Origin of the sequence: Roseinatronobacter sp. S2 (assembly GCF_029581395.1) — a bacterium.
GTDB lineage: Bacteria > Pseudomonadota > Alphaproteobacteria > Rhodobacterales > Rhodobacteraceae > Roseinatronobacter.
In genome coordinates this window covers 3379142-3391110 of sequence record NZ_CP121113.1, presented here as the reverse complement: position 1 = coordinate 3391110, position 11969 = coordinate 3379142, and the positions used below count along the sequence as shown (strand labels likewise).

General features: G+C 57.9%; 11 protein-coding genes and 2 pseudogenes. 4 read left to right on the top strand and 9 right to left on the bottom strand.

The window, feature by feature from the left end; all coding sequences use genetic code 11:
- Positions 1-2: 2 nt before the first annotated feature.
- The 8 genes and pseudogenes from P8S53_RS16310 to P8S53_RS16275 form a co-directional block, all read right to left on the bottom strand.
- The gene (locus P8S53_RS16310) at positions 3-1265 is read right to left on the bottom strand and encodes a Zn-dependent hydrolase (protein ID WP_277805034.1); all 1263 of its coding nucleotides are present in this window, start codon (positions 1263-1265) and stop codon (positions 3-5) included.
- Positions 1262-2200, bottom strand: coding sequence for a dihydroorotate dehydrogenase (locus P8S53_RS16305; RefSeq protein WP_277805033.1), 939 nt, complete (start codon positions 2198-2200; stop codon positions 1262-1264). Before P8S53_RS16305 ends, P8S53_RS16310 begins: the two co-directional genes overlap by 4 nt.
- Entirely contained in the window at positions 2197-3045 is an 849-nt protein-coding gene (locus P8S53_RS16300; protein ID WP_277805032.1) for a dihydroorotate dehydrogenase electron transfer subunit, read from the bottom strand. Before P8S53_RS16300 ends, P8S53_RS16305 begins: the two co-directional genes overlap by 4 nt.
- Positions 3046-3055: 10 nt before the next feature.
- The gene (locus P8S53_RS16295) at positions 3056-4339 is read right to left on the bottom strand and encodes a TRAP transporter large permease (protein WP_277805031.1); all 1284 of its coding nucleotides are present in this window, start codon (positions 4337-4339) and stop codon (positions 3056-3058) included.
- Positions 4336-4833 carry a TRAP transporter small permease gene (locus P8S53_RS16290; RefSeq protein WP_277805030.1) on the bottom strand — a complete coding sequence of 166 codons (498 nt, stop codon included), beginning with the start codon at positions 4831-4833 and terminating at the stop codon, positions 4336-4338. Before P8S53_RS16290 ends, P8S53_RS16295 begins: the two co-directional genes overlap by 4 nt.
- 206 nt (positions 4834-5039) lie before the next feature.
- The gene (locus P8S53_RS16285) at positions 5040-6053 is read right to left on the bottom strand and encodes a TRAP transporter substrate-binding protein (protein WP_277805029.1); all 1014 of its coding nucleotides are present in this window, start codon (positions 6051-6053) and stop codon (positions 5040-5042) included.
- A gap of 114 nt (positions 6054-6167) precedes the next feature.
- Positions 6168-7070, bottom strand: coding sequence for a helix-turn-helix domain-containing protein (locus tag P8S53_RS16280; RefSeq protein ID WP_277805028.1), 903 nt, complete (start codon positions 7068-7070; stop codon positions 6168-6170).
- Between the two features lie 653 nt (positions 7071-7723).
- Positions 7724-7882: pseudogene (locus tag P8S53_RS16275) on the bottom strand (ribonucleotide-diphosphate reductase subunit beta); the annotation flags it as partial.
- Here P8S53_RS16275 and P8S53_RS16270 point away from each other — a divergent pair.
- Both P8S53_RS16270 and P8S53_RS16265 read left to right on the top strand, forming a co-directional pair.
- Positions 7871-7984: pseudogene (locus P8S53_RS16270) on the top strand (IS5/IS1182 family transposase); the annotation flags it as partial. The pseudogenes P8S53_RS16275 and P8S53_RS16270 sit on opposite strands and share 12 nt — an antisense overlap.
- Before the next feature lie 198 nt (positions 7985-8182).
- A complete protein-coding gene (locus P8S53_RS16265) occupies positions 8183-8566 on the top strand; it encodes a VOC family protein (protein ID WP_277805027.1) in 384 nt (127 codons plus the stop codon).
- 195 nt (positions 8567-8761) lie between these two features.
- On the opposite strand, the gene P8S53_RS16260 is transcribed toward P8S53_RS16265, so the two are convergent.
- Positions 8762-9745 carry an SIS domain-containing protein gene (locus P8S53_RS16260; RefSeq protein ID WP_277805026.1) on the bottom strand — a complete coding sequence of 328 codons (984 nt, stop codon included), beginning with the start codon at positions 9743-9745 and terminating at the stop codon, positions 8762-8764.
- A gap of 158 nt (positions 9746-9903) precedes the next feature.
- Here P8S53_RS16260 and P8S53_RS16255 point away from each other — a divergent pair, with 158 nt between their 5' ends.
- Entirely contained in the window at positions 9904-10668 is a 765-nt protein-coding gene (locus P8S53_RS16255) for a UTRA domain-containing protein (protein WP_277805025.1), read from the top strand.
- Between the two features lie 344 nt (positions 10669-11012).
- Positions 11013-11873 (top strand): PfkB family carbohydrate kinase, encoded by an 861-nt coding sequence (locus P8S53_RS16250; RefSeq protein ID WP_277805024.1) that lies wholly within the window; start codon positions 11013-11015, stop codon positions 11871-11873.
- Positions 11874-11969 lie beyond the last annotated feature (96 nt).

Below are 11969 nucleotides of genomic sequence, written 5' to 3'. Positions count from 1 at the left end.
CATCATGGCTGTAGGGCCTCCAGATAGGCGGAAATGATCCGGGTTCCCACCATAAAATCCGCAATCTCCATCGCTTCGCGCGGATTATGCGACCCATTGCGGTTGCGTACGAAGATCATCGCGGCCGGCACGCCTGCCTGCGCAAAAACCGCAGCGTCATGCCCCGCCCCTGATGCCATGCTGAACGGTTCAATCCCGGTGCTGCGCATGGCCTCCATCAGGTCGCGCACCATGGTCTTGTCCATCAGGGCGGGGGCGGCGGGTATTTCGGGGCCTGTGTCGAAACTGACGCTGCGCACCCGCGCGATATCTGCCATTTCTTCGTGCAGATAGTCACGCATATGCGCGAGAACTTCTGTGCTTTGCGACCGGATATCCAGACTGAAACTGATGCTGTCGGCGATCCGCGTGATGGCATGGCGCGCAGGGTCGGTGCCGACCACCCCCGAGGTCAGCACCAGATCACCGCCGGTTTGCAGGATGTGCAGCCAGCTGTCATCCAGCCGCGTCAGCAGGTCGGCCATGGCCAGCACCGGATCACGGCGATAGACACGCGGCACTGCGCCCGAATGCCCCCCCTCGCCGGTGCAGGTGATTGCGCGGTAGCGTATATTCCCCCTGATGCCGGTCACCACAGCAGCGGGGATGTCGCGCTCTACCAATAGCGGTCCCTGTTCGATATGCAGTTCTACATAGCCCGCGATGCGGTCCGGCGCGATCAGCGATTGACCTGCCGCAATAGCCGCCGTGTCGATACCCAGATCGGCCATATGGTCCGCAAGCGGACGTCCATCTGCCTTGTGCGGCGCGGCCAGTTCGGTGGCTGTCATTTGTCCTGTCAAGGCCTTTGATCCCAGATAGCATGAGCCGAACCATGCGCTTTCTTCGCCACGCAGCGCCAGACATTTCACCGGAATGCGCAGCCCACGGCCTTGCGCGCGGATCAGGACCAGCAACCCCGCGACAACGCCGGCAAGGCCGTCGAAATTCCCGCCCTCGGGCACGCTGTCGATATGCGACCCTACCACCATGAAGCGGTCGGCGTCGCGGTGTTCGGGCAGACAAAACCAGCCATTGCCCGCAGCGTCATGATCCACAGCCAGCCCATGGGCGCGCGCGACGTCCGACAGATAGTCCAGCGCGCGCGTCTCGATACTGGAATAGGCGGGGCGACTGACACCTGCACCATCGGGCGACATGGCGCGCAGATCGTCGAAGATCTTTTGTGCAAGCAGCGACAGGGTATCGGGTTCGGCGGCGTTCATATTGATATCGCTGGGTTTTTGGTCTGGGGAATGGCCAGTGCGACACTGCCGCAAAGTTCGGTGATCGATGCCACGTCATGTGTTCGCAACCAGTCATCAAGCCCTGACAACAACCGCTGCATGGTGGTTGGAGACTGGAATGTGGCGGTGCCGACCTGCACCGCGGTGGCACCTGCGATCAGGAATTCGACGACATCGGCGACTGTGGTAATGCCACCGCAGCCAATCACCGGAATGCGCGTGGCATTGGCCGCCTGATAGGTCATGCGCAGCGCGACAGGCTTTATCGCAGGGCCGGATATACCGCCCATGACATTCCCCAGTCGGGGTTTGCGCGTTTCAATGTCGATGGCCATGCCCAGCAGCGTATTCGCCACCACCAGTGCTTCGGCACCGGCCGCTTCGGCCGCCTGTGCCACTTCCACCGGTTCGCCGGTATTTGGCGATAGTTTCACCCATAAGGGCAGGTTCGTCGCGCGGCGCAACTGTGCCACCACCTGCCCTGTGGTATCAGCGCGCACCGCGAATGCGCGCCCGTCAGCTTCGATATTCGGGCAAGAAATATTCGCCTCGATCGCGGCAACACCGGGAACCGAAACGGCTGCGGCCAGACGCGCAAAGGCGTCATAGCTATGCGCCGAAATCGAAACGATCAACGGCACATCGTATCGTGCCCAGAACGGCAGGGTCTGGGTCAGAAAATAGTCCAGCCCCTTTGACGGAATGCCAATGGCATTCATCATCCCGCCTGTCAGGTCGCACACGCGCGGGGTCGGATTGCCGCTGCGGGATTCCGTGGTAAAGGTTTTCAGCACATGCGCGCCCAGAATGCCAAGATCGAACACATCGGCCAGATCCTCGGTGAAGGTGCCGGATGCGGGCATAATGGGATTGGCCAGCGCCACCCGCCCCACGGCTGTTTCAAGGCGGTTCATGTTGCCCCCCCCGATACCAACCCGGCCAACGGAAACACCGGCCCCTCGCGGCACACGCGGCGATGCACGATTTCCCCATCCTCGTGGAACGGACGCACGCAAGCCTGACACATGCCAAGACCGCAGGCCATTTGCTGTTCTACCGCAATTTCGCCGGGAATATTGTGCGCAGCACCGATGGTCTGCAACAGCCGCGCAATCCTGTATGACCCGCATGTATAAAAGGCATCGACGCCCGTATCCGCGATTTTCTGCATGATCAGGGCGCGCAACGCTTCGGGTGCAGATGATCCGTCCGTGTCGGTCACCACAACCACCTCTGCGCCATAATCGCGGAACAGCTCGACCGACATCACGAATTCGGGCGCGCGCGCCGAACAGATGGCCGTCAGTTGCCGTCCCAGTGCCTGCGCCTGCCGCGCCAAGGGCGCAAGCGTTGCCAGACCCACGCCGCGCGCAACCAGCATCAGGCGCTGCCAGTCGTCTTGCATGCTGAACCCCTGTCCCAGCGGGCCAAGCACATTCAGCCTGTCACCCGGGCGCAAGGTGGCAAGTCCGCGCGTGCCCGCGCCCGCTACCTTGTACAGGAACCGCAAGGTGCCCGCCTGCGCATCGAAATCATAGATACTCATGGGGCGGCGCAGAAACGGCTGATCATCAGCGGTTGTGGGGCATAGCAGTTGAAAGAACTGACCCGGCGCGCAATCCAGCACCTCGGCAGGGGCATCCAGTGTCAGCAACCTGTAATCAGTGTTCACGGTAGTATTGCTGTGGACCACGGCCAGCGCTTCGGCGCAGCGGTAGCGGGGCTGAATCCCTACAGGGTCTTTGGACAAGGCATTCATAATTCTACCCTCAGCCGAAAATCAGTCGCGGGATGAACAGTGATATCTGCGGGATATAGGTAATCAGCATCAACACGATCAGATTCACCGCCAAAAACGGCCACACCCCGGAAATGATGGTTGCGACAGGTTTGCGCAGCGTGGACGAGGCCACGAAGATATCCAGCCCGAACGGGGGTGTAATCATCCCCAGCCCGATGTTGAGCGTCACGATAAGCCCGAAATGCACCGGATCAATGCCCATCGCCACCGCCACCGGATACAGCGGCGGCACCAGAATCAGCAGGGCCGAATTCGGGTCAATGAACATGCCCGCGATCAGGAAACAGATGTTGACGACCAACAAGAAGGTGATCCAGCTTGCATCGATTGCGCTTAGAAAGCTGATGATCTCGTTCGGAACCTGCGCCAGCGTGACGAAATAGGACACAAGGCCGCCCATCGCCAGCAACACAAAGATGATGCAAGTGTTGATCGCGCTTTGCTCTGTCACCTCGAACAGGCCGCGCAAGGTCAGGCTGCGCAGGATCACCACCTCGACCAGAATGGCATAGACAACACTGATCGCGGCAGCTTCGGTCGCGGTGAAGGTGCCCGAGTAAATCCCGCCCAGAATGATTACCGGCATACCAATGGCCCATTTCGCTTGCCAGATCATCCTTGCGCGGGTGGCCCAACTGGCGCGCGGTGCGCGGCTGATTCCGTCGCGGCGGGCGACATAGTTGACATACAGCGCGAACGCCAGGCCCAGCACCAGCCCCACGGCCAGCCCGCCCGCAAACAGTCGCGCAATAGAGGTGCCCGTCATCCAGCCATAGATAATCATGGTGATCGACGGCGGAATCAGAAGCGCGGTTTCAGCGCTGGAGACAATCAGACCCAGCGAAAACTTGTCAGAGTAGCCGCTGCGCCGCAATTCCGGATAGGCCATGCGCGACATGGCCGCCACAGTGGCCGGCGCCGACCCGGACACCGCGCCAAATGCCATTGACCCGCCGACAACCACATGCCCCATGCCACCGCGCGTATGGCCCAGCAGGGCCTTGACCACCGACACCAACTGCCGTGCAATTTGCCCGGACCCCATCAGGTTGGCGGCGAATATAAAAAACGGGATCGCAAGAAGCGTGGCATGATCCACGCCGCCGAGAATTTTCTGCACCACCACCAGATCGGGCAGATTGGGATAGAACACTGCCTTATAGGCCAGCGCGGGCACTGCCAGCACCAGAAACATCTCGAAGCCCAGCACCAGCAATGCCACGGCAAGAATAATAATCAGGCCCATGATCATTCCGCTTCCTCCGCATCCGCAAAGCGGTCGATCACCCCGAACAGGCTTAGGCCATACCGCAGCGCCAACAGCACAAAACCCGCGACGGGGGCGAGATAGATAAGCCCCATCGGCACGCCCAGCGTCGGGGACCGCTGACCGGTGCCCAGAACAAACTGCGCCAGCCCAAACCCAAGCCAGGCGATATACAGCGCGAAGGCCAGCCCTGCGACATCCGTGATTTTCAGCAGCACCCGGCGCACCCCCTCAGGCAGCTTGTCGCGCAAATTTCGAATGCCGACATGGCGTCCGCGTTCCAGCGCCAGCCCCAACCCCAGAAACACCAGAAACAGGTTCAGCATGCGCACCGCTTCTTCGATCCATGCGAAGGATGACGCAATCTGACCGCCCATTTCCCGCGCAACGACATTTGAGAAGTAAAGCGCGACCATGGTCAGAAAAATAGCGACAAGGACTGAACGCTCGATCAGCCGGAGTATGTTCAGGGCCAGCATTGCGGGTCCGTCCGTTCTAGGCACGTTGCGAAGGAAAGCGACGACCTGCTTTCGCTGGAAACATGCGACCAATCACAAAGGTGCTGCGCGGGCGTCTGAACATTGTTCACGCGCCCGGCGCTGCAAGACGTAAGAAGCGGACCGGGGTATACGCGCCCTGGTCCGCTTTGGTGCAGGCCCCTGAAAGAAGCCCGCAGATTTCAGGCCTATTGTGCCAGTTTCTCGTATTCCGCCAGATAGACATCCAGCAAAGCCTGACCCGCTGCGCCAGCTTGCGCGACATACGCGCCAGAGGTTGCTGCAAATGTGGCCTCGCGGAAGGCCGCGCGCTCATCCGCGCCGGCTTCGCGGACATTCATGCCCGCTGCGGTCACGGCGTCCAGTGCGCGGTCCACGGCGGCCTGTTTGTTGGCCACAAGGTCCGGCACCATTTCGATGAAAGCATCCTGAATGATGGTCTGGTAGTCCTCAGGCAAGGTATTCCACCAGATAGGGCTGAAAATCACGACATCTTCCATCGCGCCATGGCCGGAAATCACAAGGTTGCTCTGAACCTCGAAATATTTCATCGTTTCAATGGTATCCAGCGGGTTTTCCTGCCCATCGATCACGCCGGTCTGCAACGCGGTGTAAAGCTCGCCAAAGGGGATCGCGATGGCCGATGCGTCAAGTGCGTTGAACTGTTCGATCAGAACGCGGCTGTCCATGACGCGGAATTTCTGATTGGCGTAATCGGCCAGATCATTCACCGGCAGATTTGATGTGATGTGTTTGCGCCCGTTTGGCCACAGGGCAATCGCGTGCATGCCCTTGTCTGCAAAGCTGTTCAGCAGCGCCTCGCCGAAGGGGCCTTCGCGCAGCGCCTGCGCCGCAGCTTCATCTTCGGGCAACAGGTAGGGGATATCAAGAATCGACACAACAGGGTTGAAGCCCCCCAGAAACGCCGCCGGGGCGACCGTGGCTTCCAGTGAACCGAACTGCACGCCTTCGTTCATCTGGCGTTGGTCGCCCAGTTGCGCTTGTGGGTACAGGACGAATTCCACGTTGCCATCCGTCCGTTCGTTCACCAGCGCGGCAACCTTTTCCAGATGGAGGTGACGGTTTTGCGCCGCAGATTCCAGGTGGCCGATCTTGGCAACGAATTCCTGTGCGACAGCGGCGCTGCCTGTCAGCGCCGCGATGGCGGCGACAGTGGCTGAAAAGGTACGGATGGTTTTCATGTGTTTCCCCTGTGGATGTGTTGTTTCCAGACTTTCCCCGAAGGTAGGCGTCTGTCAAGCTGTATTCTAAATTTTGAGACGAACAGAAATGCACAAAGCAAAAATGCCTAAATTTTAATCGTGTGGGTGGTTGCTTTCCTGTTCTTTGGCCTGTGCTATCAGGTTTTCCAGATGATCTGCTGCGGCTTGTCCGCGCAGCGAACCCTCCCACAAGACACGGGCAATACTGTCGTGCAGTTCCACTGCTTCAGGGGCCGAGGTGATAAACCCTACGCCAACGCTGATATTCGGGTTATGCCCAAGCCGGAACGGGCTGACCGTCAAGGTGGACTGATCGCCTGCGCGGGTAATCTGAAAACTGGTTGACGGAAACGGTTCAGGCGACACACCAAGCTGGATGCCGATGTCCGGTGCGCGCAGAAGGCCAATGATATGGCGCACTTCATCCACTGCCGCACGCCTTCGCGCGGCGCGCACAGCGAAGGGCAGGCCATGTCGTCCTTCCAGCCCATCGCGCAGGAAGCTTTCAATATCGATGGATGAAATGACCGACGCCAATAAGGGTCTGCGCCGCGCAAATTCCTGTTTTCGTTTAGAAAGAATTTTCAATAGCCGGTTGGCGTCTGCTTGCTGGTCGGTGTGGAGCGATTCCAGAAACACATCTTGCAATATCTCATCGTAATATTGCGTCGTCACCAGATAAGAGATGGGGCTGAACAAGCCGATGATCTGGTCTGCTTGTTCCTCTACCTGTCGCATCCGTTCGAAGAATGCCAGCGCGTTGGAAATGTACTCGACGCCCACCCCAAGCAATGTTGGCAGCGATACCCGCAACTCGCGCGAGATCGAGGCCAATGTCTCGATCTTGATGATTTCGCCCTTTTCGGCGCGGTAAAGTGCTGCGCGCGATATTCCGATACGCTGTGCAAGTTCTTCGGGGCTTATGCCGCGCCCGATGCGATGCGCCCGCAGTCGCGCGCCGACATCCTCGAAATTGATCCCGCCGATATCTGCCACGCCGCCCCCTGTCTGAAGTGTTCACCTGCTGACATCTCAATTCTGATACATGGCATGGCGTGCCGCAAGCGTTTTCGCGTCTTGTCACCTCTCTAAGCTGAGATAAGTGGGTTCTATGGCTCACATCGGCATTCCGCGACAAATTCGTGGGGATTTATCTCATGGCTCCAGCGTGATAGTTGCCTAAGGGCCCAGTCGATTCTGAGCGAGAGGCTTAAGCAATAGCGGCCCTGGCGACTTTTTCTGTGGTTGTGGCCCATTGTGTAATGAATTGATACGGTTGTCTAATCGCAGGCGATGCGTCAAGCGACGGTTCTTTTGAAACGGCGCGGTCGGGTGCATGGTTGTCTTTGTGGTCTACATCGGTCGCCGTATGATGGAGCTTCGCAGTCGAGCCGTCAGTGTGGATGACGCACTTCGCCGGATCGGCGGTGCAACCGCATCAGCGGAATGGCTCGGATGTTTGGTCTGGCATACGATATGATGGGCCGCGCCGCATGAGTGACCCGGCTATCCTTGCTGACTTTTCGTTCTTTTGCTCCGGCAAGATCTCCGCTGCCCTTTCAGGGGAGGCTTCTTTTAACCGCGGATAGACCGGAAATTTCAGCGGAAGAAAAGGATGAGTCACTGACATCGCTGCCCCGCTATGGTGATCAGAAATCCCAGTCTGCATCCTCTGTCGCGACGGTCTTACCGATCACATAGGACGACCCAGAGCCAGAGAAGAAGTTGTGGTTTTCACTGTCGGGGCTGAGTGCTGCAAGGATTGCGGGATTCACTTCGCAGGCGGTAGGCGGAAACAGCGCTTCATGGCGCGGGACTTCGACCGCCAGGTCGCGGAGTTCCAGATCCGTGTCGCCGTCCTGAACGGCTTCACCGCACTCGGCATACCCGAAACTCAAGCCGTGGGATGACTCTGCCCGGGGAAGGGGAACACTGACCGTCAGTCGATTTGTGCAACAGAGCCTATCGGGGGGGTCCCATTGCGAAGGCAGTTGAAGCCGCGCTCCCTCTGTGATCAAGACATTCAGTATTGCTGCCCCATATTTTACGATGCTCTCCTGTCATGTATGAGAGAATCTCTTTGGGATAGCGTCATGAGGCGGAAGACTATGTTGACAGGATTTCATCACGTCGCGATCATTTGCAGCGACATCGCGCGCAGCCGGGCGTTTTACGTTGATCTTCTGGGTTTGCCGGTGCTGGCCGAGAGCTACCGTGCGGCGCGGCAAAGCTGGAAGGTCGATCTGGGCCTGCCCGGCGGCGGCCAGATTGAGCTGTTCTCTTTTCCCGGCGCGCCGGCGCGGCCTTCGCGACCCGAAGCGCAAGGCTTGCGGCATCTGGCCTTTTCGGTGGCTGATGTGTCTTCCGCAAAGCACTGGCTGGAGGAGCAGGGCATCGCCGTGGAGCCCGTCAGGCTGGATGAGACGACTGGCCGGAGGTTCACGTTCTTTGCCGATCCCGACGGACTGCCTCTGGAACTCTACGAGAGCTGAGTGTCCGGTTCAAAACCGAGTGAACGATTTTGCCCATTTGCAAAAAGCTGCGTCATGTGGCGGATACAGGTGATCAGGCCCCGGTGCTGTCGGGGATGCCCCCCCCCCCAGCCGCCGGGACCCTGCGCATCCTTGCTGCCGACCCCGAACATCTTGGTGCTGCACAGGACAACCATCCTGCGAGCCAGTGTCGCCTTAATACGCCATTTTCCACATATATCTGCGGGTTGTCAGGGGGTGTCCTTTTGCGTCGGCCAATCGTTCGGCATACATGCGAAGCAAAGGTGTGAACACGAGTGGGGCGAGGTAATCCGCGATTCTTGCGTTGAACCTGTTCAACCCGAATTCCTGTGCATCCAGGATTGTGGTGCGCTGGCTGAATTTACGCGCAAACGCAACCGCGCGTTCATCCATTGTCCGACTATTCCCCAAGCCCAGAAGGATCAGGAACGGTGTATCGAAATCTGTGATTTCAAACGGGCCATGGAAGTATTCGCCTGAATTGATTGCCGCAGAATGAATCCAGAGCATTTCCTGAAAAATGCAGATCGCATAGGAATAGGCAACCCCGTAGGACGTGCCTGACGCCATTGTATAGATCACAGGTTCACGTTTGTGGGCCGCGGCGAACGCAACGGCCTTTTCCCGATGCCCGGCGGTCACTTCTGCAACAATAACGCCAATCTCGGACAGCGCGCGATCAAATTCTATAGCTGTTGCATTCCCCTCTCGCGTCGCGAGAATTCCGAAGCTTAGGCGGAACACCACAGCCGCTGAATGCTGTGGTGACATGGTCATTGGATCATGATCGTAGTAGATGACGTGCTCTGACGCCACATCGAGGGGGCTGTCAGGCACATGCGTCAGTGCGATGGTCAATGCGCCCGCCGCGCGTGCGGTTTGGGCGGCCAGCACCGTTTCGGGTGTTGTCCCGGAATGTGAACACAGCACTACGACTGATGATTTCCCAAGTCTGCGCGGGGCGCGGGTCGTGAATTCTGCGGAATTCACTGCGAAACCGGCAATCGCCTTTGCTTCGCGGTCCATGAGATATTGGTTCGGCATCATCAGTGCGTATGATCCCCCGCAGGCGACGAAATACACCTCGGTGACGGAATCGCGCAGCTTGACGGCGTCGAGCACCTGCTGGATTTGATCGGGGAGTGTCTGGTCTAGCATTGCATACCTATATGATGTTATATGACGTCATATATATTTATTTGATTCCTTGTTTTGTCAACGGTTTTCTGGATCTGCGACTGAGTGCTTGTCTGGTGGGGGCTCGCAGGCTACATCGCAAGACGACGTATGATGTCACAGGCAACCCGGGGTCCCTTATGCACGATGATCACAGCCAAACTTCTGGCGCCACCGGACTGGTCAGCTTGCAGCGAAATGACTCTGTACCGCTGTTCACGCAACTGAAGCAGTCACTGCTGGTCGCAATCCGCGATGGCCAGTTCGCGCCCGGCGCGCCGCTACCTACGGAAACGCAACTATGCGACATGTATGATGTCAGCCGGATCACCGTGCGTCGTGCCGTTACCGAATTGCAGAATGAAGGCGTTCTGGAGAAGCGGCATGGCAAAGGCACATTCGTAACCGTCCAGCGGATTGAGACAAGCCTTATGACGCTGAATGGATTCTCGGAATCCTATTCTGCCAGGGGGGTCGAGCATCACAGCCAGCTATTGGAGCATTATGAAGGCATAGCGGACGCAAAACTGGCGCAGGCGCTGAATATTGTCAAAGGCGCGCCGGTTTTGCATGTGAAGCGCCTTATCTCCACTCAAACCGGGCCGCTTACAGTTGATGTATCGCAGTTCCCGGCAGAGATGTTTCCGGGGTTGGCGGATCTGTTGCAGGATGATGTGTCAATCTATGGCCTGTTACGCAGCAATTTTGACAAACAGGTAGTACATGTCCATCGTTCGATCAATGTAAAGCTGGCTGGTTTGAAAGAAACGCGCATTCTGGCCTGCAACCCCGGAGAGCCGCTGTTCGACATGGAGAAGATTGTCTATGACGCAGACCGTCGGGCGTTGCAGCGGTCCCGCCTGCTGACACCATGCAACCGAATCACATTGACGATTGATGTCTGACCGGACCTCGTTGTTTGACGGATAATCATATCTTTTGATGTCCGGCCATGTGCCTTGGTGCGTGGTGAACGGACTTCTGGGACGATATGACATGTGAAGTGTCTGCATCAATTCTTGTATTTCAACATGAAATCAATAACTTGATCTTCTCAGGCGAAGCAATGTTTCATCGCACATAAATATTTATGGTGAGTGTATATTTTTTATCACGCGCTAGTTGACGGATGAAAATCTGCTCGCTAGTCTTGCATGACGTCATATAACATTATGGCCTGTTCGAGTTGTTTGCTATGCGGTCGTTTGACGCAGGTATACAATGAACGGGACGAAAGGGGACTATAGCCGTGGTCGGGATTTCAGCTACAGGTTTGGTGGGAATTGGTGACAATGTCGTTGATGCCTATCTGGAACGCGGGGAGTATTATCCGGGCGGTAACGCGTTGAATGTCGCGGTGCTCGCGCGGCGTGCTGGTCTGGTGAATACAGGCTATATCGGACTGATCGGCAATGATGCCGAGGGCGCACATGTTCGTGCCAGCATGATCGCCGAGGGCCTGAGCGATGGCAACCTGCGCGAAGCCATCGGCCCGAATGGCAAGGCAGAGGTCACACTGGATGCACAGGGCGACCGGGTGTTCCTGCGGTCAAACAAGGGGGGCATTAGTCGCAAATTGTCCTTGCGCATGGATGCGGACGATCTGTCCCTGATTGAACGGCTTGGACATGTCCATACCAGTTGCTTCAGCTATCTGGAAGGAGAGCTGTCGCGCATTCGGCGTTTGGTTCGCGGGCTATCCTTCGACTTCTCGACCCAGCGCGCGCCGGAATACCTGGCGCAGGTCTGCCCACATGTGACGATGGCCTGTTTTTCAGCAGCGGATCTTGATGATGACGGATGCATTGCGCTGATCGAACAGGTGCGCGGCTTCGGGGTCAGCACAGTGGCGATCACGCGCGGCGTTCAGGATGCGTTGTGGATGGTGGACGGAACATTATTCCGCCAGTCCAAGAAAGCGGCCGATGTCGTTGATACCATGGGCGCGGGGGATGCGTTTATCGCCGCCTATCTTGCCTCATCGATTCAGGGTGCCGCGCCCGTTGTCGCCTTGGACGCAGCGGCAACCTTTGCGGCCAAGGCCTGTGGCTGGTTCGGGGCATTCGGACATCCGCACCCCATGGATGTGGACGAAGAAATGCTTGTCTGACCTGCCGAATAGCGGCCCGGACTGCCGGTAGCCAAAGTTTACAGCATGCCTTTTCACCTGCGTTTTTGCGGGTGGATGGTTTGCTGCCTGAGTTCA